This window comes from Xenorhabdus japonica (genome assembly GCF_900115195.1).
Classification (GTDB): Bacteria; Pseudomonadota; Gammaproteobacteria; order Enterobacterales; family Enterobacteriaceae; genus Xenorhabdus; species Xenorhabdus japonica.
The window spans coordinates 25,351-47,291 of record NZ_FOVO01000014.1; the positions used below are offsets into that span (position 1 = coordinate 25,351).

Consider the following 21,941-nt stretch of genomic DNA (forward strand, 5'->3'; position numbering starts at 1 on the left):
CATGACATTACAATCGTTGATTGAGTCTATTCAACCCTTGAATCGGGAAAATATGGAAAAAGCGGCACGGCACATTGACAGCCTGCTCAAGCCATTGGGGAGTTTGGGGCGTCTTGAAGAATTAGCAATACATTTATCTGGCATGCCAGGCATTGCAGATCTGCAAAACCTGCAAAAAGAGATCATTGTCATGTGTGCTGATCATGGTGTGTATGATGAAGGTGTAGCTATTTCACCTAAAAACGTTACGGCCATACAGGCACGCAATATGTTGAAAGGGCTAACAGGTGTTTGTGTGCTGGCGAAAAACAGTGGAACGCATGTTTTACCCGTGGATATTGGTATTGATTGTGAGCCTATTGAACACATGCTGTCCCTTAAACTTGCACAGGGTTGCGGCAACATTGCCCAAGGTGCCGCGATGGGTTATGAACAAGCAGAAATGTTGTTGCTGGCAAGTGCACAACTGGTGCAACAGCGCATTGCGGCAGGAATAACCGTATTTGGTATTGGGGAGATGGGTGTTGCCAATACAACTTCGGCTGCTGCGGTTATTAGTGTCCTGACAGGAAGTGATCCCTGTGATGTAGTTGGGTTGGGCGCTAATTTTCCTGTTGAGTGGCTGACGCATAAGCAATCCATTGTACGGCAGGCTATTGCCATCAATCAGCCGGATAACAAAAACGCAATTGATGTGTTGGCAAAAGTGGGCGGATTTGAGTTTGTAGGCATGACTGGCGTGATTCTGGGAGCTGCTGCTGCTGGCGTGCCAGTTGTACTTGATGGTTTCTTGTCTTATGCGTCAGCATTGGCAGCGTGTCAGATATCCCCCATTGCACGGGATTATTGCATTCCTTCCCATATATCGGCAGAAAAAGGTGCGATACTGGCGTTACAACATTTGAATTTGCAGCCATACTTGCATTTAGATTTGCGTCTTGGTGAGGGGAGTGGTGCAGCTATTGCCATGTCCCTGATTGATGCAGCCTGCACGATGTATTGTCATATGGGTAAATTGGCAAGTAGTGGTATCTGTTTTCCTGCGCCAAAAAGGCCGTACATAGCGCAGCCTTTAAGAATATAAATTAAGCCAAGGGTATTAAGCTAACGATATGTTATTAAGACATTTATCATTTTCTGATTAAGAATAATGCTCTGGCTCCATAGTAATTTAGTATATATGCGAAATTAAATCATCATAAAGGGATTTATTCTTATCCAATTTTAAATAAAATTGAGGTGCTACAAAATGGTGTGTTTTGCGTAAATAATCCAATGATACTTCTGGTATTTCAATGAATTTTATAATTGGAATAGCTAAGCCGAAATCATTATCTGCAAAGTAGTCAAAAACAGATTTTCCATTACTAGGAATGGCTTTTTCTGCGATATCTGCAATTTGTCTGGCAGTTCCTGATATAGGTTCACCAAGTAACATTATTCCTTTTATTGCTTTGACGGGGGTTGTTACATAAATAAAAGCAACGGTATGTTTTCTCCTGAATTTTCGGCGGAATTCGTATTTCTTTTCACCGGATGAAACTTTTTTCCAAGCAGCATCATGCAAACTTAAAACAATATAATCTTCTTGTGTGATGTTATATTTTTGAATTTTGACTTTCATACGATGATTTTGCTCCATTATTATTGATTCATCGTTAGCGTTTTTTTCTTTTTATATCAATTTCTGACATGCTTTCTCAATTGCTCTTTTAAAACTTTACCATTGGCATTTCGGGGCAAGGTTAAAAAAGTATATCCTTTTGGGCGTTTATACCGTGCTACTACCGTACAAATGTAATCATTTAGCTTTTGCTCAGTGATTGATGCATTTTCATCAAGCTCAATAAAGGCATGGGGAACTTCTCCCCAATAAGAATCGGGTTTCGCCACGATAGCAACCGCTAAAACACCGGGATAACTGGATAGGGCATTTTCCAGTTCAAGGCTGGAAATATTCTCACCGCCGGAAATAATGATATCTTTTTTTCTGTCAATGATTTTGATATAGCCATCAGGATCAACGACAGCCAGATCCCCGGTATAAAACCATTCATTGGTGGTTTCTGCTGTGACGTGGCGTACAGGATCATAAGCTGCCACAATATTACCGCGTATGACGATCTCACCAATGGTTTTGCCATCAAAAGGAACTGCCTGTTGGCTATTTTCATCAATAACGCTAACTTGCCCCTGCAAATTGGAGACAATGCCTTGACGTATCCTTTTTAAGGTTTTTTCTGATTTTGGCAGTTCGTTCCATTCGTACTTGTTTTCACAAACAACGACAGGTCCATAAGTTTCGGTTAAACCGTAGACATGTGTCGCATTAATACCAACCTCATCCATCAGTGAAAATTCCATTTCTGTTGGTGGAGCACCTGCAATAAGACCATAAACGCGACCACCAAAATGCTTGCCATATTTTTGCGCTATCTTGCCTAAAGAATAGTGAACAATCGGAGCACCACAATAATGTGTTACGTTATGTTCTTGTATAAGTTGCATCGCTTCTTCTGCATTAAATTTCCTCATACAGATGTGTGTACCCGCCCGTGCCGCAATTGTCCATGGGAAACACCAGCCATTGCAATGAAACATGGGCAACGTCCACAAAAAGATGGGATGCTTAGGCATATCCCAATCCAGAATATTGGAAATGGCATTTAAAAATGCACCACGATGGGAATAAACGACCAATTTAGGTTGTCCGCTAGTGCCTGAAGTGGAATTGATACTAATGGCATCTTGTTCGTTAATTTGGAAAAATGATAGAGTCTTTGATGAATGTTCGGTTATCAGTGATTCATAAGGTATAAATTCATATCCGGTAGGGAATATAGGGATAGTTGAACTATTTTTATCAACAATAATTATCTTAATTTGATTATTGAAAGAAATATTATTTAATAGTGAAAGATAACTTCTATCAATAAATAATATTTTTGGATTCAATTTTTCAAAGACAAAATTTAATGTGGCTTCACCTGTTCGAGTACTCAAGGCATTGAGAATGCCACCAGATAAAGGAACTGAAAAATGCAATTCAAGCAATTCGTGGATATTTGGTAAAAGAGCTGAGACTATGCTTCCCTTATTCACCCCCATTTGTTGGAGAGAGATTGCAATTCTTTCACAGCGATTGGCATATTGGCACCAAGTCCAACGCTGTTTTTCGTCAATGATGGCTATATCATTACCATTGCTTAATACAGCTCTTTTGAGAAATAAAATCGGTGATAAGGCAGTGCCGGTATATTCATTTAAGAATGAATTATCGAGAATCATATTTTTCACCTCATGTTATTGTCTTCTTTGAAAACATTAGTATTATTGTTTAAAAATAATCTCTGGCAGAAAAATAAGCAATATCGAGTTAATTTAATGGGTGATGTTTTTTTATGTAAATAAACTTACTTTGTTTTGTGTTTTTTAATACACTGATTTCATCTAATAAGCTTGCTTAAATGATTGTTTGAAAATAGCTTGGAAAAAATTTTACTAAGATAATAAAAAAACTCTATCCACTAATGCAAAAGGAAAAATTATGTTTAATTTAGCGGGAAAGATTGCTTTTATTTCAGGTGGAACTAAAGGCATCGGCAAGGGAATTGCCAGGGTATTGAAGCAAGCCGGCGCTATTACTATTATTGCAGGCACTGACACAGTAAGGGGCGAAGCAATTGCCAAAGAACTGGCGGTCGATTTTATTCCTCTTGATGTTACTGATCAGACGGCATGTAAGAACGTGATAGATAAGATTATTGAAAAGTATGGCAGGCTCGATATTCTTTGTTCTAATGCAGGTATTTTTCCACAGCATTATTTGAAAGATATGACCGCGGAAGATTGGGATTTAGTGCATACCGTCAATCTTAAAGGGACATTTTTCTTAGTGCAGGCTGCGTTGAATGTCATGGAAAAACAGCGTTACGGGCGTGTTGTTATCACTTCATCAATAACAGGCGAGATAACGGGTATTTCGGGTTATAGCCACTATGGCGCCAGTAAGGCAGGGCAATTGGGATTCATGCGCAGCGCTGCGTTGGAATATGCAGGGCAAGGCATCACCATTAATGCGGTTATGCCAGGCATGATCATGACTGAAGGCTTAACGGCATTTGGTGATGAATTCCCCAATCATATGAAAGATGCCATCCCAATGCAGACTTTGGGTATGCCTGAAGATATTGGTTATGCTGCCTGTTTTCTGGCTTCTGATGAGGCGAAATATATTACAGGGCAAACGATTGTCGTTGATGGTGGGCAGGTTTTGCCAGAAATGCAGGAAGCTTGATTATTTTACAAAGATTGTCGTAAGACAGTAGAAACAGGTAAGATGCCTATCCAATAACAGGGAGCGGAGTTTATCCTCTTCCTGATTTTTTATTGTCTGAATCAGGTAAGAAATATTATGTCACTGAACTATGAGCGTAACCCGCTTCCACTGCCAAACGGACACCAAAAAGTGCTGTTGCACTCATGTTGTGCGCCATGTTCTGGGGAAGTCATGGAAGCCATGTTGGCTTCAGGAATTGATTTTACGATATTTTTCTATAATCCGAATATTCATCCTCTGAAAGAATACGAACTGCGCAAAAATGAAAATATCCGTTTTGCGGAGCAGATGGGTATTCCTTTTGTCGATGCGGATTACGACCGTGATAATTGGTTTGAACGCGCGAAAGGAATGGAAAATGAGCCTGAACGTGGTATTCGTTGCACAATGTGTTTTGATATGCGTTTTGAACGAACAGCGTTATATGCCCATGAACATGGTTTCCCTGTGATTACCAGCTCACTTGGTATTTCACGTTGGAAAAATATGCAGCAGATTAATGAATGCGGTGTCCGCGCAGCTTCCCGTTATCCTGATTTAATGTATTGGGAATATAATTGGCGTAAGGGAGGCGGTTCTTACCGCATGATAGAAATCAGCAAACGTGAAGAATTCTATCAGCAGGAATATTGTGGTTGTGTTTATTCTCTGCGGGATACTAATCGCCATCGTCTGGCCACTGGTCGGGAAAGAATTAAATTGGGTACGATCTTTTATTCCGTAAATTAAAATCAATTTGGTTTATATTTTTCTTCATATTCTTAGGCTGAATTTTTAAAAAAAAGCCTGCACGGATGCAGGCCATAAAATACGGCAAATATAAAATCCCTGGTGGTGACTTAGAGCTTAGTCGGATTAGCTCCAAATAGTGACGAGTCACCATGACTATATGTGAGATGAGATACTGCCGTCCAATGGATTGCACAGATCAATCAGAGGAGATTGATCGATAAAAACGATCATTCATGATTCATCAGGCATGGAAAGTGTGAAGTAATCAGATAAAGTGGTGTACTTCGATAATACCTTAGGTTAATCGTGATTGCGGCTTTTCAGTTTGATCTAAAACAGGTTTACATGAAACTGGAAAGCCTTGGTTTATGGGATATAGCACTAAGTTTTAGTTGTTGAGTATCAATTTTTGAGTATCAGTTGATAAGCGTTCGGTTAGTTGTTAAATAAATCATTAATCTTTGCCATACCTGGCGCGGTTAGGTGTACATCCAAAGCGTCGGCGATAACTTTGAGTGAAATAAGACTGGCTGGAAAAACCCGATTCTAATGAAATATCGGCGATACTCATTTCGCTATTCAGTAATAATTGATGTGAGTAAAGAATACGTTGCTCACTGATCCAAGCTTTGGGTGAAGTACCATAGACACTGTTAAAAAGCTCCTTAAAGGAAGTCAGCCCCATACCGAATTCACGCGCGAAGTCATTTAATCTCCATTCTTTGAGATAATGAGCCTCCATAAATGTTTGCAGCCGTTCTACCTGACGATTGCTTAATTTCCGCAGAATAGACATCAACAATGCCCCTTGATTACCCAAGGAAAGCAGTAATAATAACTCTTCAACTCTTAATTGAATCAACGCTGGAGGAGAATCATGTACTAGTAAGTTGGCTAGCCCGCGAATGCTTTCCGTCAGCAAGGGAAATTGATTAAAAGGAACCAACCTATAAGCAGGAAACTCATGCCTCTCTATCTGACTTAATAATGATCCAAAACGCTTTAAAAAATTGCGTAAAAACTCCATGTGTAAGGGTAACCACAATACCCGACAACTTTCTGTATTGGTTTTGGCTGCATAGCTTCCAGGATGGGTAAAAAGGATCTCATTAGTTGTGATGTGATAAGTGTTTATGTAATCTTTCCACACCATTTCACCATCGAGTAAAATATACAGCCCTCTTTGTTTATGCTCCAGGATATTGAAATCCGGCATGGTTAATTGAACTGTGCAAATATTATTTTGATTTAAGCCCGTCGTCCTTTTCATTTAATATTCCTAATTTTCCGTATCATGAGTAATCATTTTTTTTGATGAGTGCATGGTGTATTTATTTTATTAATTAATGGATTAAAAAAACTTCCTTACGACACTTTAATTATCTTGATAAAACTGAGTGCCGATTGAAAAATATTGAAAGTTCTCGAAAGCTCATGCGTAACATCAATTAAATCACTTTTTGTATTATATAACTAAATAGATATTTGTGTTAGGTTTAAGTGAAAAATTTTGTGATTGAAAATAGTTTGTTTGTTTTTTACCTTGTGCTGATTAATCTTTATATGATTTATTTCAACTAACTGTTTTTAATGGGTTATTTTTAAAATAAATTAAGATATTGAGATAAAAAAGTTAACAAAAGGGATAGGTTGTAAATTAACTAACCAAGTTATTTTTAACTGGAATTTATCTATGTGAACTCAGAATAGTTAACATTAAAACACCATTTGGCTGATTTAAAACCCCAACTCTTGTTTAGCTGTTTTATAAAGTAAATGGCTATTTTGTAGGGTTGTTTAATCTTCTAATTAATGTGTTTTTTACCATTATGTTACAGCCAGAAACCTAATGGCGATAAAATGATTATAGGTAATTATAAGGCAATAGGCATAAAGTATTTTCTGTGGTTCTAATATAATACGGATTTATTAATAAATGTGGGATAATTCAATAACAACTCAAATGATTAAACTCAAATGGAATCTTTATCCGTGTAATAACGCTATAAATACCTCTGTTATAGCTTGGTAGATTGTTTTTTATACTTGTACAATGATGGGATGTGTTTTCACGGCCTGTTTTCTATTACCTGCTAAGGCATATGCATAGATATATTTGCTGATGAAATATAAGGAAAAACTACAAAAACGAGAAAAATATGGAAAAGTATCGTTTTTCAGATAATGCTTTTTTATACAGTATATGGCTCCTTTGGGGAATTGCATTGGGGCTATATCTGTATGGCGCTCATCTTAGTTGTGCCATAACAGCAATTTTATCTTTTTTAGCCTTAGTGTTTTACTTTACGAATATGAGATTGAGAATAAACGCTATGTTTAGAAAAAAAACAACAGAAGCACCAGTTGTCAGTTCTACGACACCGGCTATGGGGATGAAGCCTGAAGAGAAAAAATTACCTGAAGCTGAGACTCGCCCAAATACCATTATTGCTAAAAACTCTGTATTCAAGGGTGATATAGAAATGGAAGGGGATATTCAGGTCTGGGGTAAAGTTATTGGCAATATTTGCGTCAAAGGTGGTGCCATTCGTATTATGCATGCCGGCAAAGTAGAAGGTGAGCTGAATGCACCTGAAATTATCATTGATGGTCATGTTGAAGGTACATGCTGTGCGGAAACATTGGATATTCTCGAGCATGGCGAGTTACGGGGCATTAGCCGTTGCGGTAGTATGTCAATTCGACGTGGTGGGCTATTTGTTGGTCAGTCTGAACAGGTTGAGAATAAGAAAAAATCAGAAATGGAACGGGTTATTCCCATCAGAGACAATCAAGGCGATAAATCAAAAATGAAAAATAGCGCCTGATAATCGTCTATAAAATAAAAATTCAAGTTTTGCTGCCGGAAAATGAGTATGATTTTCCGGCGTTCTGTATCGGCTTCGACGTTCAGATTTTACGTAAACCAGATTTTGTATGAAAATGATTGAATGCCATCAAGATTATCCTATTGGAGAGAGATAACCTTGATGGAAGCCGTTTTATGTCAGATTGTTTTGTCTGGAATGGTTATTGTCCTGAATCGCTATTGTCTGGATATGACCAGAGTGATGCGACCAATGAATTTTATGTCACTGATTGCACAATCAAAAGTGACGTCATTATCACTGACCCGAATCTTACCGATTGGGATTTTGGCAATCTTTTTGATGCTGTGCATACCCTCAATATCCACCAGCCATAAGCCATCTTGAATATTGTCTTCTTGAGTATCCAGCAGATACCATGAGGCACCATCATCAATAATCAGAGGATTTTTGAGTTCCTTAGGAATCAATTCGCTATCCAAAATTACAGGGTCAGCTTCATTAAGCTTACCACCCGATAATCTTACGCGAGAGATGGATGGAGCAATGATATCTTCCAATCGTTCCGTTTTTTTGCCGTCTTCTCCATCTGGAAACATTTCTCCCTGACCCGTGCTCAACCACAGTAGTGAAGCGCCAGTTTCGAGATTACACTGGATGATCCAATCCGCTGGAAAGCTATCACGAAGGTAGCGGTTTGCCATTGTGCTTTTGGAAACGCCCAAATGGTTACTTAGGGCCTGGCGTGATTTAAACCCATACGCGCGGACAAGACGCTCAATAGCAGGTCTTCCCCCACTATCGGCTCCCATTTTGATCTCAATATTGGTATTTTTCATTGACGGTACAGATAAGAGCTATTAGTATCTCATCATTGTTCTCTAAATGAGATCTTTGATGAACCCGAATTGGTTAAGCTAAAAACCATTGAGAGATATTGCATCATGAACGCCCAGATTTCAATCTTTATCCAGATATCGAAATATTTCGAAAATGATTGAGGGATCGTTTCGTAGGAAAATGTTGAGGGAAAATATGGCGAATACTGAGAAAGAAAAGTTTGCCCAGATTAACCTCGGTCAGCGGCTGGAAGGATTGAATCACTTGTCGAGGATCAGGGCGACATACTGGGGTGACGATGAAAAGGAGTTAAATCGGTTTATACAAGGCGTGACTTCACCATACTTGCCTCATGCAGGATTTATCTGCACACGTATTCATCAATGACCATCGTGCCTAAATCAGAATCTACTGCTGTATCAGAACAAATTATTTATAAAATGAGCAAGAGATTCTCATCTTGGAGTTCTGTCAATAACTATACGGATGAACAGACTAATAGAGAGATAAAGTATTTTACAGATAGCAAAGTTGTCACAGTGGAAAAATCAATCAAATTGGCAAGTATTTCTGCGAAAACAACAGATAATAGTTATTAACTATCAAATTTAATCACTATAAAAGGTAAAAATTACTTTAGTTTTTGTCTTATTGTATGTACTGTACATACATACAGTTTATTATATGAGGGCGAATAAATCAGTGGAATCTCTTATGGAATCATTGGTAGCACAACGTATCAATTTCATTGCTAGAATGGCAACAAGTTGTGAATGTAATCATGTGGAAGACAAAGAGTTGGCACTGGTTTGGATAGCGGAGCTATCTGCACCTTATGAAAAAAAATTTAACAGTTACCAGAGTAAACTGGATAGTAATCTGTTAGGTAATAAGGTGGCCGGTAACAAAATGTTAAGGAATTCGGATTCAATAGAAGAATAACTTTGGCGGGTGAAAAAGGATGCGAGTAGAAATACTTTTCGATAAACGAACTAACGTTTCTGAATCAGTTATGTCGTCGCTAGAAAGTGAATTAGAAAAAAGAATATTACCCCATTATCCCGATACAAATTTTAGAATTGCAACCAGTAGCAGTACCTCCGTAAAAGTGACAGGGGCTAAAAAAAGCAGTGAATACGATCACATAATGGAGCTCATTCAAGAGATTTGGGAAGATGATAGTTGGTTATCTGATTAGCGCTGACAAAGAGTCAGTATCCCCCACAGATGGGATAGCACATAATTATAATTAAGATAAAACAGTACAAAGGCAGGAAATGATTTCCTGCCTTTGTACTTATTGAAACAAAGTTATATACAGACTCAAAATTGTTCTTCATTTGTACTATTTACCTAACAATCTCATCGCATTGATGTATTTTCCTGATTATTTGATCATAACTCTCCGATTTACTGACTATTTTCTGCAAAGGAAAGGAGAGTGTATGCGAGTTATAGCACAACAAAATGAAACGGTTGACGCCATTTGCTGGCGTCATTATGGTCGCACGCTGGGAATGACTGAGCGTGTATTGCAGGCAAACCCCGGATTAGCTGATTTTGGCGCGGTATTGCCTCATGGAACGAAAGTTGAAATGCCAGAATTTATGCCTGCTGCCAGTAAACCCATTATCCAGCTTTGGGATTAAGGGGTATACATGGATAAATACAGCCACGCTACTTATGCCTGCGCTAGTACTACTGCCATTTTTTCCGGTCTCTCTTTATATGAGTGGAGTTTTCTGCTCGGTGCGTTCGCCAGCATTTCTCTCGGTATCTTGACCTATCTTCTTAACCGCCGGGAGCAGATGAAACGAACCCTAATCTTGAAAAAAATCCTGGAAAATCTGGAACTAGAGCCTGCGTCAAAATCGGCCAAGATTGTCAGTGAGCTGATCAATCAAGCGCCGAAAGAACTGTAGTTCTCAGGGATAGCTAGCATTCAGGGATAAACAATATGCAGTAGGTTGAACTGGTTTGTTGGGGATTTGAACGATGAAAAAAATGCCTTTAATTGTGTGTTTGGTCATTGGCGGAAGCCTTGGCTGGTGGGGACATCGTTCTCTGTCTCTCAATGAAGTGGCAAATTTGAAACAGCAACAGGCTGCACAGCTTGTTGCCATCAATCAAAATATACGTTCAGAAACGTTGGCAGCTATTGAACAAATGAAAGAGGCACAAAGCCGGGCTGCGCAATTAGATGAATATTATTCAGGAAAGTTAGCTTATGCTGCTGAAGAAAATGCGGCTTTACGTGCTGACATTGCTGCTGATCATCGGCGGGTGCAAATCGCCGCCGCCAATCTTGCTACCTGTCAGCTCACCCAAAACCGAGATACCAGCGCCCGCAGCGTGGGCAATGGAACCCAAGTCGAACTCACTGCAAAAGCTGGACGCGCTATTTACGATATCCGAGCCGGAATTATCAGTGACCAAGCCAAATTAGACTATTTGCAACAGTATGTACGTGATGTTGTTCGGCAGTGTAAACCAGAATAATCGCATCTCATTGCAATACCGTTCAGCATCATTCAAGAAATCATAAAAAGCCTTCTTTCACTCCGGAGAAGGCTTTTTTTATCTTAATATTATTGATTTAAAAGGATTTTATTTCTGGATTTGTATGTTGTTTCTTACAACCTCAGTTTAATGTCCAGCCTGCTTTTTCATGGCATTCTTGCTTCATGAACACACAACTGACTTTTACGCCATGAACACACAACTTACCGAAATAATGCGTTTATTGCGAAACATTATCCGAATAGGAGTTGTTTCCGAAGTAGATACCACAAGAGGTATGTGTCGGGTTGCGACAGGTGATCTGAAAACCGACTGGATACAGTGGCTGACATCCAGAGCGGGGAATTCCCGCACATGGTGGGCACCCAGTGCTGGTGAACAGGTTTTATTACTGTCTATAGGCGGAGAGCTGACCACCGCCTTTGTATTGCCAGCGATTTTTTCAAATGGACGTCCGGCACCATCAATCTCTCCTCAAGCAACGCATATTGAGTTTCCGGATGGTGCAGTGATGGAGTATGAGCCGCAATTAGGAGCATTGACTGTTAAAGGCATTAAAACTGCAAAAATTGAAGCTTCGGATTCCATTGAGATGACTGCGATGGATATCAAATTAAATGCTTATAAAGAGATCGGATTAAAGGCTGGTATGGAGATCGGATTAAAGGCTGGAAACGAGATCAAGTCGGAGGCTGGAAACAAGGTTGAATTAAAGGCTGGAAACGAGATTGGATTAGAGGCTGTAAAAGAAGTCAAGTTATCTTCTGAGAACGAAATCAAAATTGAGGCGCATAAGCTTGAACTGAAAGGGGAGGAAGGAGAAATGCACGGCAAGATTAAACATTCTGGAGGCACATTCACTTCCAACGGCATAACTGTGGATTCCCATAAACACTCCGGTGTTCAATCAGGCGGTGCAACCTCTGGAGGTCCAATATGATGTATTTGGGAATGAATCGGTACACAGGCCGAGAGTTGACAGATTTAGCACATGTCAGGCAATCCGTCAGCGATATTTTATTAACTCCTGTGGGAAGCCGTATTGCACGTCGTACTTATGGTTCTTTACTGCCTGAACTTATAGATTGGCCGCAAAATCCGGCAATTAGGCTTCAGGTTATGGCAGCCAGTTATACCGCAATCAGCCGTTGGGAGCCGCGGGTAACATTGACGTCAATTACGATGGAAACCCTACAGGATGGCAAAATGGTGGTGGATATTACGGGTACTTATGAGCAATCTGCCAAAGAATTTTCACTTTCTATTCCGGTGAGGTAAGTCATGTCAACCATCGATTTAAGTCAGTTGCCACCCCCAAATGTGGTTGAGCCACTGGATTATGAACAACTGCTGGAAGAGCGTAAAAAAGGGTTGATATCGCTCTATCCAGACGATCAGCAAGATGCCATTGCTCGCACTTTGCAACTGGAATCCGAACCTTTGGTCAAGTTGCTGGAAGAGAACGTTTATCGCGAATTGCTCTTGCGTCAACGGGTTAACGAAGCTGCTCGGGCGGTAATGGTGGCCTATTCAACAGGCAGCGATTTGGATCAGCTGGGTGCAAACAACAACGTATCCCGCATGGTTCTGATTCCTGCGGATAACTCCACCGTACCACCGACCCCTGCGGTGATGGAATCTGACAACGACTATCGTGTTCGCATTCCACAGGCCTTTGAAGGCCTGAGCGTTGCCGGCTCGGTTGGTGCGTATGAATATCATGCCCGCAGTGCGGATGGCCGTGTCGCTGATGCCTCGGCAATCAGCCCGTCGCCGGCTAACGTCACCGTGACTATTATGTCGAGAGAAGACAAGGGCGTAGCTTCTAAAGAGCTGCTGGAAATCGTCGAAAAAGCGCTGAACGACGAAAACGTGCGTCCGGTGGCGGATCGCTTGAAAGTTCAGTCGGCCAGCATTGTGGAATATGAAATTGATGCAGTGTTGTACATCTTCCCGACACCAGAGTCAGAGCCCATTCACAAAGCGGCAGAGCAGAAGCTGAAACACTATGTCGAAACACAGCATCGCCTGGGCCGTGATATTCGTTTGTCAGCGATTTATGCCGCATTGCATGTGGAAGGTGTCCAGCGCGTGGAACTGAAAGCACCGTTGAAAGACGTGGTGCTGGATAAAACCCAGGCATCTTATTGCACCAAAACCAGCCTGACGATGGGAGGCTCGGATGAGTGATCGCCTTTTACCAATGGGTTCGACCCAGCTGGAAATTGCGGCGGCCAAAGCCTGCGCGGAATTGCAGAAGATCAAAGTGCCGCTACGTGAACTGTGGAACCCAGACACCTGTCCGGCATCACTGCTGCCTTATCTGGCATGGGCATGGTCAGTCGATCGTTGGGACGAGAACTGGCCTGAGAGTACCAAGAGGAAGGTAATCAAAAGCTCGCTATTCCTGCACAAACACAAAGGAACAATCGGAGCAATTCGACGGGTTGTTGAGCCATTGGGTTATCTCATCCGTGTAAAAGAGTGGTGGCAAACCAACGATGTACCGGGCACCTTCCGGCTGGATATTGGTGTGCTGGATAGCGGTATCACCCATGAAATGTTCGAAGAACTGGAAAACCTGATTTTTGATGCCAAGCCAGTCAGTCGGCATTTGATTGGGTTGGACATCAATCTGGATACACGTGGTAAATATCACTACTCGGCGGTGACTTACAGTGGTGATGAATTGACAGTTTACCCTTATCTCCCGGAACAAGTAACAGTATCCGGATTGGAAGTTGTGGGGGTGGGCGTACATATTATTGATGACATGAGGATTAGAGCATGAGTACTAAATATTTTGCGCTGTTGACGCAGCTAGGTGCAGAGAAATTGGCGAATGCCACGGCATTGGGGACTAAAATTGAAATTACCCATATGGCCGTCGGTGATGGTGATGGCAAGTTGCCGACACCGGACACCAAACAAACCAAACTGATTAATGAAAAACGTCGTGCGGCGATTAACACGCTGAGCATTGATCCTAAAAACACCAACCAGATCATTGCAGAGCAGGTTATTCCTGAAAACGAAGGCGGCTGGTGGATCCGTGAAATCGGCCTGTTTGACAAAGACGGCATTTTGATTGCCGTGGGTAACTGCGCGGAAACCTACAAACCCCAATTGCAGGAAGGTTCCGGCCGGACTCAGACTATTCGCATGATTTTGATTGTCAGTAGCGCTAACGCGGTGACATTGAAAGTTGACCCATCTGTGATTCTGGCAACACGTGAATATGTTGATGATTCCATTCAGAAACACGCGAACAGTCGTAACCATCCTGATGCAACGCTGAAAGAGAAGGGATTTGTGATCCTGAGCAGCGCAGTGAACAGTAATAGCGAAACTCATGCAGCAACATCAAAAGCGGTAAAAGAGGCTAACGATAATGCTAATACCCGTCTAGAGAAAAGCAAGAATGGCGCAGATATTCCAGACAAAAATGAGTTTGTGAAAAACCTCGGTTTGCTGGAAGGTTCAACTTTACCGGTTGGTGTGCCTGTTCCGTGGCCGTCAGAAATTCCACCGGAAGGTTGGTTTCAATGCAACGGTGACTTATTTGATAGAGAAAAATACCCGAAACTGGCTCTTGCCTATCCATCAGGTAGATTACCGGATTTGAGGGGGGAATTTATTCGTGGTTGGAGTGATGGAAGAGATGTTGATGTTGGGCGAACTCTTCTTTCATCACAAAATGATTTACTTAAGGCGCATGATCATTTTTTTAGTCAAACATGGGGGGCAACGGGATTTGACAAAACAAGTGGGGGGTACCTTGTTGGTGCGGATGTAGGTGGTTCTGTGACCAATGCGAGGTCTATCCCAACTAATTCTTTCGGGGGCATCGAAACTCGCCCACGTAACATTGCATTTAACTACATTGTGAGGGCTGTATAGTGACTAAAGCAGAATTGAATAGCGAATTCATAATTCATCGCAATGGTGGCCGATAATATCACAGTGTTCAATTACAATGGTGAATCGCGTGAATATCTTTCTTCCTCTGTGGAGTTATTACCTGTCGGTGTTGGCAATTCCTGCACACTCTTGTGTTGATAAGCCAGGTGAAAACAAGGAGGGTTATGCGATTTGCCGTTCGAAGGATCTGTTAAGCTGGGAGTACGTTATTGATCACCGGGGTGAAACGGTGTATGACATTGAAACGGGTGAAACTTGGGTGATTACAGCTCTCAGCGATTATCCATTAGGCACAACCCCAAATGCACCCGCTACACAATTCGATAAATGGGATGGTAAGCGGTGGGTGACAGATAATCAGGCACTAAAAGCGGACCATATCAGACGAGCGGAACAGCAAAAATCATCACTGCGACAACAGGCAGGCATTGCTATTGCCCTGCTACAGGATGCTGTTGACCTCGACATGGCAACCGACGAAGAGAAAGCTGCCCTCCTTGCGTGGAAGAAATACCGTGTCCTGCTCAACCGGGTTGATTGCTCGACCGCCCCCGATATCGCATGGCTTGAACAGCCAGAGTGATTACAGGGGCATAATGCCCCTGATTTTTGTATTAGTCGTGACTTGATCTGACAATTCCTAAAAAAGTGTATAACTAATTGTTATTTCTCATTAGAAATCCCTGATTTCTTCTTGTAATTTCCTTTGTTTTTGGTTCCAAATAGAATCTTCTGGCATTTGAACACGAACATCCAAGCGGCAACAATCAGGAATATCACAAGGCTCTCCATCAGTATAATAAACCTTCTTATCTTCAATAATCTCTTTTATTCGCCAATTCTGAAACCGTTCAGGCAAATGTGAATACTGACGGTGGAAAGTTTCAATCATGATAGAACCATCTATTTTTACTTTGTCATCAATGTAAACCAGTTCCAGCCCATTATTATTTGTTGGTGATGAGATACCTCCGTGTACACCCCATGCACTGTCAGAATTATAGCCTAGTACACCAGAAATTTGATAATGGCCAATACCAGATTTAGTAACAATAGCACCTTCTGATTCGTTATTAACTATGAACTTACCATCAGGGTATATTTCTATTATCGGGGAAGATACTCTGAGACGTCCAGCAACATCTGGTTTAGCATTCCCTTCATGATAGACTTTATGTCCTCTGACTCGAAGATTGTCAGATTTAAGGCTCATCCATTCAGTTGTACCTCTTCTAGAGAGGCTATGCTGCCATTTGAAATATTCATTACCATTATCCCCTGTTCTAAACCACATGTAGGAGTCTGTATCGCCGTCTCCTGTGTTTTTAAAACCAATAGCGGCCATATCAGTATTTCTATGCCAAGCTATTTCAGTGTCAGTCGAAATAGTGATATTCCCTGTCACCTCGCCCCCACTACGTTGCAAGGCACCAGCCGCTAATTTTTGGGTTTCCGCTAAACCGACGTTAGAAAACATTGTGAGCACGATTGCCACGAGAAACCAACTGAAATTTAAAATCAGTGAGGAATTAAAAGGCATCTCCATGCACATCGATCAGACTAACGAATCTGACGTGAGTTTCCTGACTCGTATAGCAAAACAAGAAGGGGCAATTGCTTCCGTCAAAAATGGTGAGTTGTTGTTTGTTCGACAAGGACAAAATAAAACGGCGAGTGGTCAGGATATTCCGCCTGTGCTGATTATTCGTCAATCTGGGGATAATCACCGTTTCTCTTTGTCTGATCGTGAAGCCTATACCAGCGTCGTTGCTCAGTGGCAGGATACTCGCATAGCCATTAAACAGACGGTTAAATTGAAACGGGCAGAGTCAAAGAGCGGAAAAGTTGAAATTATCGTCGAATATAGAAGCAGCGAGAGTAAATCATTAGGTAAGAATGCTTATCAAAAAGACAAAAATAAAACAACAACGGCACAGCAAGAATCTGCAAGTTATTTGACCGGCACTCAGGAGAATGTTCTGACGCTTTCCCGCGTTTATTCTAATAAGGAAAATGCAGAGCGTGCCGCCAAAGCTGTTTGGGAAAAAATGCAGCGGGGGGCAGCGCAGTTTTCTATCACATTGGCGAAAGGATGTGCAGATATCTACCCTGAAACACCCATCCAGCTAAAGGATTTTAAACCAGAGATTGATGGAACTCATTGGACATTGGTGAAAGTAACTCACAATCTTAACGACAGTGGCTTTACGACATCATTGGATCTCGAAATTAAGATTGATGATGTCGAAATAAAATATTGATCTCAATATGAGATCTTTGGTATATTGTTCACCAGACGAGACAGTGTTATTTCAAGAAAGGTGAACGATATGATTAAGTGTCCTCTGTGTGGTCAGTCAGCGCATACTCGTAGTAGCTTTGAACATTCAAGCCAAACAAAGGAGCGCTATAACCAATGTCAGAACATCAATTGTGGAGCAACGTTTGTTAGCCATGAAACCTTTGTACGTTTCATCTCTAAGCCAGGTGAAGTCCAGAATGTTACGCCACATCCAAAGGCAAAAACCAAGAGACAACCTCGCCAGAAAGTGGCTACCGTGCAGTAATTAATGTAAAAACATAAATAACAAAAAACCATTGCTCCAGTTTTTGCCACCATTATGGTGGCTTTTTTGTGGATATTGAATTGAATTAAGTTCTCTTGTCGAGAACTTCGTTAACGCCTACTTGAAAGTAGGCGTCAAAATCATTTGATGGGGTTATTTTTGATTATGAAATTCTTCTTGCAAAATCCTTTGCATTTCATCTTTGATGTGTAGTTTTTCTTTTTTTAAACGTACAACTTTATCACTGTAGCCCGCTCCATTTGGGCCTTCAAGTTGGGTTATCTCGTGGTCAAGTCGGTTATGTTTTTCAAACAGGGATTGGAAACGGGGATGAGATTCTTTCAGGTTGGATACTAAATCACGATATTCTAGAAACATGAGACCTCCTATACGAAATTTATCGCCACACCTAATAAGTGTAGCAGCCCATTGTAATATCAGACTTGAGATATATCACATAAAAAAGAACTGGTAACACCAGTTCATCAGATTAATTATTAATAAAAGTTAACATTGGTTCAAAGTGAATAACTTTAATATTATCTAATGCCGATAAAAATCAGTGTGTTGCCAAAAAACATAATTTACCCCAGCCTTTTTGTTGTTATGATTCAATCTCCTTTTTAAATATATTCAGAGGTGATATATGAAAAAATATCTATTTCCTTTAGCGGCGTTGATGGTATCGACTTCTGTTTTTGCGGATAAAAAACCTGTAGATGTAGCACCTTATCCTGCGGCTTCTGAGGGAATGATACGCAGTGTGATTGAACTTCCTCAGAAAGAGCATGAAAACAACTACATGGTTGAGTTGATGATTGGCAAGGATATAAAAGTGGATTGTAACCATCATTGGTTTGGTGGCAGGTTGGAGACAAAAGTATTGGAAGGGTGGGGATATAATTATTATGAGCTAAATAAAGTCTCTGGCCTCGTTTCAACAAAAATGGCATGTCCAAACAAGGAAAAAACGGTACGCTTTGTTCAGGTTAATTTAGGTAAAGATGCGGCTGTACGCTATAACAGCAAATTACCTATTGTGGTATATACACCAAATTCGATGACAGTCAAATATCGTATTTGGCAGGCATCGGATGAAGTAAAGGAAGCAGTAATTAAATAAGTTATTGATTAGATAAATTAACAACCTGAGTTTTTCATATTAAACTCAGGCTGTTCTATTAATGAGTTTAGTACACTGTTTTTTATATTAATTTTTAAAAAATGGATATTCATTTCTTCGTTGCTTATTGTTAAGTTAACAATAAATAAATCTATAGTTAACCTATATACTTTAATTCATATGGATGATGTTTATTTCTCCTTTCTTTTCTATCAGTGATTCCTTGCCCATATTTAAAAATACTAACTAAACTGTTTTTAGATTTTTTTGCATTCATGCAAAAATCATTGAGGAATCAATGAATGTTTAAAAAATTATCGGCAGAGTTCTTTGGTACTTTTTGGTTGGTATTCGGTGGATGTGGTAATGCTGTTTTCGCTGCGGCATTTCCACAGCCGAGGATTGGTTTTCTGGGGGTATCTCTGGTTTTTGGTTTAACAGTGGTAACGATGGCCTATGCTGTGGGGCATGGTTGATAGATTGATTTGCTGCTCAGTCGGTTGATCCGATTACGGATTTTTAATATTTCTCTGGCTTCGATTTCGATATCTGAAGCATGTCCTTGAACACTCCCTAATGGTTGCCTCATCATAAAATTGTTATTTTTCAGTTGGTTGACCATTGATTTCCCCTGCGATAATGACATGGCATGACTTAATGAGCTGATTCTGAGTATATGGGTTTGTTGTCATATCTTTTTCGTGTTTGTTTGTAAATTTGTTATACATTATTTTTTCTCTCGTAATAAATAATGTTAGATATCTAAATAATATAGCTTTAAAAAATAATTTTTCTAAAAAACATGAACTTTATTTACCTTTTGTAACATCATCAAAAAAATTGAAATATTTTTTTAAAAAATTTAATTTTTTTATGAAATTATAATGATATATATTCATATGCAGAATTTTTATGGTTATATAACACGTGTAACAAAATAAGATGAAATAAAAAAGCCTCAATGTATTTATAGTTAGGTTTGGTTGTGTGTTATTAATTTCTTTCTGTGATATTTTTTAGAATTTTTTGTTTTTATATCCAAAATCTTGTTGGTTGAAGTTTTATAAACAGCAATATTTATATATTGCCAATTGTATTAATTAGCTTAGATGTAAATGTAATAAATTAGGAATGAATTATGGAACGTTTTGACATAGAAGAAGTGTCTAGTAAAATTCTAGATGAGTTACTGCAATACCGACGTCGTTTCCCTGAATCTGAACATACACCTCAATATGAAGAGAAAAAGGTTTTAGAGGTTCAATTGCCACGTATTCGTGCATTTGTGGAACAAGGGAAACCTATTGAATGTATTTTGCCTGCATTTCCGACAAAATCACCAAACCCTAGAAAAGTATTGGGTAAGATGCCGGATATGGCAGAAAAATTATCACTGATTTTCCTAAACTCCCTTTGTCAGCGTATTCAGCTTTATTATCCACCTGGAGCAAATATTGTTATTTGTTCTGATGGACATGTTTTTAGTGATCTTATTAATGTTGATGATGAAACAATTACCCATTATCAATTAGAAATTGAAAAACTGTTGCATGAACTTGGCGCGACTCATCTGTCGGTTTTTAATCTTGGGAATGTTGAATCACTAACTCAATATACCAGTGATTACGATCGACTGCGTGAATTATTGGTTAGTCGCTATGCATCTTCAGTTGAGGAGATCAAAGAAACACTCAAAGAAAGCGAAGATGGAGTTCGATTATATCGGGCGATTACTCGTTTCCTTTATGAAGATAGTTTATTACCAGAATACACAGGTTCGAAAAATGCGTTGCAAAAGGATGCACGTCAGCGCGCTGTCGGCGTTATCCAACGTAGCTGGGCGTGGGGTAATTTGCTGGCGGAGCAGTTCCCATTGGCGATCCGTCTTTCTATTCATCCACAGCCCGTCGACAGTATCAAAATTGGTATTCATATGATGCCGACCCGGGATGATTGGTTGACGCCGTGGCATGGTGTGGCTGCCAATATTAATGGTCAGTTTGTGTTGATGAAAAGTGATGAAGTGAAAAAAATGAATGGAAAGCTAATCGAAATTCGGGGTATTCCAAGTCATTACTTGATTGAAACATTATCTGAAGAAAAACTGTTTGAAGAAAACCCGCAAACAGAATTCCAGACGACAGCAGCACAAGCAGAATAACTCAGTGGCATAGTGCATTTTTGAGGGAAAAAATCATGAATACATATGAACTTGATTGTCATATAGAGTTGGTGAAACCTTTCGGAGTATTTATTACGCCTAAGCATCCTGATCAGGATATTACCACACTGTCAATTGATGCCTTGCGTGAACTGGCTCGTACTCATCTGCTGGTTGTATTACGTGGCTTTCGCTCCGGCTTTACGGATAAAGAAAAATTGACGGAATATTCCAATCGCTGGGGTGAAATCATGATGTGGCCATTTGGTACTGTATTGGATGTCATGGAGCATCCCGAACCATCTGACCATGTTCTGGACAGTAGTAATGTACCGTTGCATTGGGATGGAATGTATCGAGAGACGATCCCTGAATTTCAGATATTTCACTGTGTTTCTGCTCCCGAAGCTGCTCAGGGAGGACGTACTACATTTGTCAACACTGAACAATTGATTATCGATGCCAGTGATGACGAGCGCAATACATGGAAGAATACCACCATTACTTACCGCACAAGCCGAGTGACACACTATGGTGGTGAAGTTGTTTCACCGTTGGTTTGTCTGCATCCCGACGGTAAAAAGTGGGTGATGCGTTACAATGAGCCGATGGGAAAAGAAGATACGAAGTATGCTGATCATCACTCTTTGAAGATAGACGGAATATCACAGGAAGAGCAACAGACACTTGAGGAAACATTGTATAACCGGTTGTATGATCCGCGTTATTTTTATGCTCATCAATGGCAGTCTGGAGACATCGCGATTTGCGATAACTTCACTTTATTACATGGACGTGAGGCCTTTATTTCCCATTCTCCTCGCCATATTCAGCGGGTTCATATCCATGGTATGCCTGTGTGTGAAAATCACAGCTTTCGCACTATTTCTGTTTCCGGTTCCTGATTGAG

Annotated in this window: 27 protein-coding genes and 2 pseudogenes; 22 read left to right on the forward strand and 7 right to left on the reverse strand. The window is 40.3% G+C overall.

All coding sequences use genetic code 11. From position 1 onward, the window contains the following. Position 1 precedes the first annotated feature (1 nt). A complete protein-coding gene (cobT, locus tag BM135_RS07445; protein WP_092519146.1) occupies positions 2-1,084 on the forward strand; it encodes a nicotinate-nucleotide--dimethylbenzimidazole phosphoribosyltransferase in 1,083 nt (360 codons plus the stop codon). 87 nt (positions 1,085-1,171) lie between these two features. Here cobT and BM135_RS07450 read toward each other — a convergent pair whose 3' ends face one another. Together BM135_RS07450 and BM135_RS07455 are read right to left on the reverse strand one after the other, a co-directional pair. Further along, positions 1,172-1,624, reverse strand: coding sequence for a hypothetical protein (locus BM135_RS07450; protein WP_139204082.1), 453 nt, complete (start codon positions 1,622-1,624; stop codon positions 1,172-1,174). A 56-nt stretch (positions 1,625-1,680) separates the two neighbouring features. Continuing rightward, positions 1,681-3,288 carry an AMP-binding protein gene (locus BM135_RS07455; RefSeq protein WP_092519148.1) on the reverse strand — a complete coding sequence of 536 codons (1,608 nt, stop codon included), beginning with the start codon at positions 3,286-3,288 and terminating at the stop codon, positions 1,681-1,683. Between the two features lie 259 nt (positions 3,289-3,547). Here BM135_RS07455 and BM135_RS07460 point away from each other — a divergent pair, with 259 nt between their 5' ends. Both BM135_RS07460 and BM135_RS07465 read left to right on the forward strand, forming a co-directional pair. Next, positions 3,548-4,297, forward strand: coding sequence for an SDR family oxidoreductase (locus BM135_RS07460; RefSeq protein WP_092519149.1), 750 nt, complete (start codon positions 3,548-3,550; stop codon positions 4,295-4,297). A 117-nt stretch (positions 4,298-4,414) separates the two neighbouring features. Next, positions 4,415-5,068: an epoxyqueuosine reductase QueH gene (locus BM135_RS07465; protein WP_092519150.1), complete on the forward strand. Its 654-nt coding sequence runs from the start codon at positions 4,415-4,417 to the stop codon at positions 5,066-5,068. A gap of 457 nt (positions 5,069-5,525) precedes the next feature. Here the strand turns inward: BM135_RS07465 and BM135_RS07470 are convergent, their stop codons facing one another. Further along, entirely contained in the window at positions 5,526-6,341 is an 816-nt protein-coding gene (locus BM135_RS07470; protein ID WP_092519151.1) for a helix-turn-helix transcriptional regulator, read from the reverse strand. 1,063 nt (positions 6,342-7,404) lie between these two features. Between BM135_RS07470 and BM135_RS07475 the strand changes: the two genes are divergently transcribed. Then, positions 7,405-7,899: a bactofilin family protein gene (locus tag BM135_RS07475; protein ID WP_092519152.1), complete on the forward strand. Its 495-nt coding sequence runs from the start codon at positions 7,405-7,407 to the stop codon at positions 7,897-7,899. 218 nt (positions 7,900-8,117) lie between these two features. Here BM135_RS07475 and BM135_RS07480 read toward each other — a convergent pair whose 3' ends face one another. Further along, a complete protein-coding gene (locus BM135_RS07480; RefSeq protein ID WP_092519153.1) occupies positions 8,118-8,738 on the reverse strand; it encodes a phage repressor protein CI in 621 nt (206 codons plus the stop codon). A 196-nt stretch (positions 8,739-8,934) separates the two neighbouring features. On the opposite strand from BM135_RS07480, the gene BM135_RS07485 reads away from it, so the two are divergent. From BM135_RS07485 to BM135_RS07545, 12 genes and pseudogenes are all read left to right on the forward strand, one after another. Continuing rightward, a complete protein-coding gene (locus BM135_RS07485) occupies positions 8,935-9,126 on the forward strand; it encodes a DUF5347 family protein (RefSeq protein WP_139204083.1) in 192 nt (63 codons plus the stop codon). 327 nt (positions 9,127-9,453) lie between these two features. Then, positions 9,454-9,681, forward strand: a complete 228-nt coding sequence (locus BM135_RS07495; protein ID WP_092519155.1) for a hypothetical protein — start codon at positions 9,454-9,456, stop codon at positions 9,679-9,681. 19 nt (positions 9,682-9,700) lie between these two features. Then, a complete protein-coding gene (locus tag BM135_RS07500) occupies positions 9,701-9,937 on the forward strand; it encodes a DinI-like family protein (RefSeq protein WP_092519156.1) in 237 nt (78 codons plus the stop codon). A 247-nt stretch (positions 9,938-10,184) separates the two neighbouring features. Next, positions 10,185-10,388 carry a tail protein X gene (locus BM135_RS07505; protein WP_092519157.1) on the forward strand — a complete coding sequence of 68 codons (204 nt, stop codon included), beginning with the start codon at positions 10,185-10,187 and terminating at the stop codon, positions 10,386-10,388. A 9-nt stretch (positions 10,389-10,397) separates the two neighbouring features. Then, complete coding sequence (locus tag BM135_RS07510) at positions 10,398-10,661, forward strand: hypothetical protein (protein WP_092519158.1); 264 nt, start codon at positions 10,398-10,400, stop codon at positions 10,659-10,661. A gap of 73 nt (positions 10,662-10,734) precedes the next feature. Then, complete coding sequence (locus BM135_RS07515; protein ID WP_092519159.1) at positions 10,735-11,238, forward strand: lysis system i-spanin subunit Rz; 504 nt, start codon at positions 10,735-10,737, stop codon at positions 11,236-11,238. Between the two features lie 211 nt (positions 11,239-11,449). Next, on the forward strand, positions 11,450-12,199 hold the full coding sequence (locus BM135_RS07520; RefSeq protein ID WP_092519200.1) for a phage baseplate assembly protein V: 750 nt from the start codon (positions 11,450-11,452) through the stop codon (positions 12,197-12,199). Continuing rightward, positions 12,196-12,537, forward strand: a complete 342-nt coding sequence (locus BM135_RS07525) for a GPW/gp25 family protein (RefSeq protein WP_086110222.1) — start codon at positions 12,196-12,198, stop codon at positions 12,535-12,537. The genes BM135_RS07520 and BM135_RS07525 overlap by 4 nt, the downstream gene beginning before the upstream one ends. A gap of 3 nt (positions 12,538-12,540) precedes the next feature. Next, positions 12,541-13,449, forward strand: coding sequence for a baseplate assembly protein (locus tag BM135_RS07530; protein WP_092519160.1), 909 nt, complete (start codon positions 12,541-12,543; stop codon positions 13,447-13,449). Beyond that, entirely contained in the window at positions 13,442-14,050 is a 609-nt protein-coding gene (locus BM135_RS07535; RefSeq protein WP_092519161.1) for a phage tail protein I, read from the forward strand. The genes BM135_RS07530 and BM135_RS07535 overlap by 8 nt, the downstream gene beginning before the upstream one ends. Next, positions 14,047-15,159: a phage tail protein gene (locus BM135_RS07540; RefSeq protein ID WP_092519162.1), complete on the forward strand. Its 1,113-nt coding sequence runs from the start codon at positions 14,047-14,049 to the stop codon at positions 15,157-15,159. Before BM135_RS07535 ends, BM135_RS07540 begins: the two co-directional genes overlap by 4 nt. Positions 15,160-15,201: 42 nt before the next feature. Further along, positions 15,202-15,763 (forward strand): annotated as a pseudogene (locus tag BM135_RS07545) (tail fiber assembly protein). 90 nt (positions 15,764-15,853) lie between these two features. Here BM135_RS07545 and BM135_RS17330 read toward each other — a convergent pair. Next, the gene (locus BM135_RS17330; RefSeq protein WP_245737319.1) at positions 15,854-16,657 is read right to left on the reverse strand and encodes a phage tail fiber protein; all 804 of its coding nucleotides are present in this window, start codon (positions 16,655-16,657) and stop codon (positions 15,854-15,856) included. Position 16,658: 1 nt separating this feature from the next. Between BM135_RS17330 and BM135_RS07560 the strand changes: the two genes are divergently transcribed. Beyond that, a complete protein-coding gene (locus tag BM135_RS07560; protein ID WP_245737320.1) occupies positions 16,659-17,441 on the forward strand; it encodes a contractile injection system protein, VgrG/Pvc8 family in 783 nt (260 codons plus the stop codon). 69 nt (positions 17,442-17,510) lie between these two features. Further along, positions 17,511-17,747, forward strand: coding sequence for an ogr/Delta-like zinc finger family protein (locus tag BM135_RS07565; RefSeq protein WP_092519163.1), 237 nt, complete (start codon positions 17,511-17,513; stop codon positions 17,745-17,747). 153 nt (positions 17,748-17,900) lie between these two features. On the opposite strand, the gene BM135_RS07570 is transcribed toward BM135_RS07565, so the two are convergent. Next, positions 17,901-18,125, reverse strand: coding sequence for an HP1242/YdcH family protein (locus BM135_RS07570; protein WP_092519164.1), 225 nt, complete (start codon positions 18,123-18,125; stop codon positions 17,901-17,903). A 268-nt stretch (positions 18,126-18,393) separates the two neighbouring features. Between BM135_RS07570 and eco the strand changes: the two genes are divergently transcribed. Beyond that, positions 18,394-18,870: a serine protease inhibitor ecotin gene (gene eco, locus BM135_RS07575; protein ID WP_092519165.1), complete on the forward strand. Its 477-nt coding sequence runs from the start codon at positions 18,394-18,396 to the stop codon at positions 18,868-18,870. Positions 18,871-19,172: 302 nt separating this feature from the next. Continuing rightward, positions 19,173-19,340: pseudogene (locus tag BM135_RS07580) on the forward strand (aquaporin); the annotation flags it as partial. Here the strand turns inward: BM135_RS07580 and BM135_RS07585 are convergent. Beyond that, entirely contained in the window at positions 19,325-19,516 is a 192-nt protein-coding gene (locus tag BM135_RS07585; RefSeq protein WP_092519166.1) for an ATP-dependent Clp protease proteolytic subunit, read from the reverse strand. The pseudogene BM135_RS07580 and the gene BM135_RS07585 overlap by 16 nt on opposite strands. A gap of 492 nt (positions 19,517-20,008) precedes the next feature. On the opposite strand from BM135_RS07585, the gene pvcA reads away from it, so the two are divergent. Continuing rightward, on the forward strand, positions 20,009-21,031 hold the full coding sequence (gene pvcA / locus BM135_RS07590) for an L-tyrosine isonitrile synthase (protein WP_092519167.1): 1,023 nt from the start codon (positions 20,009-20,011) through the stop codon (positions 21,029-21,031). A 35-nt stretch (positions 21,032-21,066) separates the two neighbouring features. Continuing rightward, complete coding sequence (pvcB, locus tag BM135_RS07595) at positions 21,067-21,936, forward strand: tyrosine isonitrile desaturase/decarboxylase (RefSeq protein ID WP_092519168.1); 870 nt, start codon at positions 21,067-21,069, stop codon at positions 21,934-21,936. The last annotated feature ends 5 nt before the right edge of the window (positions 21,937-21,941 follow it).

Bases quoted from the DNA above. Each gene is read 5' to 3' on its own strand.
- cobT (WP_092519146.1), top strand. From the start codon at position 2: ATGACATTACAATCGTTGATTGAGTCTATTCAACCCTTGAATCGGGAA.
- BM135_RS07450 (WP_139204082.1), bottom strand. From the start codon at position 1,624: ATGAAAGTCAAAATTCAAAAATATAACATCACACAAGAAGATTATATT.
- BM135_RS07455 (WP_092519148.1), bottom strand. From the start codon at position 3,288: ATGATTCTCGATAATTCATTCTTAAATGAATATACCGGCACTGCCTTA.
- BM135_RS07460 (WP_092519149.1), top strand. From the start codon at position 3,548: ATGTTTAATTTAGCGGGAAAGATTGCTTTTATTTCAGGTGGAACTAAA.
- BM135_RS07465 (WP_092519150.1), top strand. From the start codon at position 4,415: ATGTCACTGAACTATGAGCGTAACCCGCTTCCACTGCCAAACGGACAC.
- BM135_RS07470 (WP_092519151.1), bottom strand. From the start codon at position 6,341: ATGAAAAGGACGACGGGCTTAAATCAAAATAATATTTGCACAGTTCAA.
- BM135_RS07475 (WP_092519152.1), top strand. From the start codon at position 7,405: ATGTTTAGAAAAAAAACAACAGAAGCACCAGTTGTCAGTTCTACGACA.
- BM135_RS07480 (WP_092519153.1), bottom strand. From the start codon at position 8,738: ATGAAAAATACCAATATTGAGATCAAAATGGGAGCCGATAGTGGGGGA.
- BM135_RS07485 (WP_139204083.1), top strand. From the start codon at position 8,935: ATGGCGAATACTGAGAAAGAAAAGTTTGCCCAGATTAACCTCGGTCAG.
- BM135_RS07495 (WP_092519155.1), top strand. From the start codon at position 9,454: ATGGAATCATTGGTAGCACAACGTATCAATTTCATTGCTAGAATGGCA.
- BM135_RS07500 (WP_092519156.1), top strand. From the start codon at position 9,701: ATGCGAGTAGAAATACTTTTCGATAAACGAACTAACGTTTCTGAATCA.
- BM135_RS07505 (WP_092519157.1), top strand. From the start codon at position 10,185: ATGCGAGTTATAGCACAACAAAATGAAACGGTTGACGCCATTTGCTGG.
- BM135_RS07510 (WP_092519158.1), top strand. From the start codon at position 10,398: ATGGATAAATACAGCCACGCTACTTATGCCTGCGCTAGTACTACTGCC.
- BM135_RS07515 (WP_092519159.1), top strand. From the start codon at position 10,735: ATGAAAAAAATGCCTTTAATTGTGTGTTTGGTCATTGGCGGAAGCCTT.
- BM135_RS07520 (WP_092519200.1), top strand. From the start codon at position 11,450: ATGAACACACAACTTACCGAAATAATGCGTTTATTGCGAAACATTATC.
- BM135_RS07525 (WP_086110222.1), top strand. From the start codon at position 12,196: ATGATGTATTTGGGAATGAATCGGTACACAGGCCGAGAGTTGACAGAT.
- BM135_RS07530 (WP_092519160.1), top strand. From the start codon at position 12,541: ATGTCAACCATCGATTTAAGTCAGTTGCCACCCCCAAATGTGGTTGAG.
- BM135_RS07535 (WP_092519161.1), top strand. From the start codon at position 13,442: ATGAGTGATCGCCTTTTACCAATGGGTTCGACCCAGCTGGAAATTGCG.
- BM135_RS07540 (WP_092519162.1), top strand. From the start codon at position 14,047: ATGAGTACTAAATATTTTGCGCTGTTGACGCAGCTAGGTGCAGAGAAA.
- BM135_RS17330 (WP_245737319.1), bottom strand. From the start codon at position 16,657: ATGTTTTCTAACGTCGGTTTAGCGGAAACCCAAAAATTAGCGGCTGGT.
- BM135_RS07565 (WP_092519163.1), top strand. From the start codon at position 17,511: ATGATTAAGTGTCCTCTGTGTGGTCAGTCAGCGCATACTCGTAGTAGC.
- BM135_RS07570 (WP_092519164.1), bottom strand. From the start codon at position 18,125: ATGTTTCTAGAATATCGTGATTTAGTATCCAACCTGAAAGAATCTCAT.
- eco (WP_092519165.1), top strand. From the start codon at position 18,394: ATGAAAAAATATCTATTTCCTTTAGCGGCGTTGATGGTATCGACTTCT.
- BM135_RS07585 (WP_092519166.1), bottom strand. From the start codon at position 19,516: ATGTCATTATCGCAGGGGAAATCAATGGTCAACCAACTGAAAAATAAC.
- pvcA (WP_092519167.1), top strand. From the start codon at position 20,009: ATGGAACGTTTTGACATAGAAGAAGTGTCTAGTAAAATTCTAGATGAG.
- pvcB (WP_092519168.1), top strand. From the start codon at position 21,067: ATGAATACATATGAACTTGATTGTCATATAGAGTTGGTGAAACCTTTC.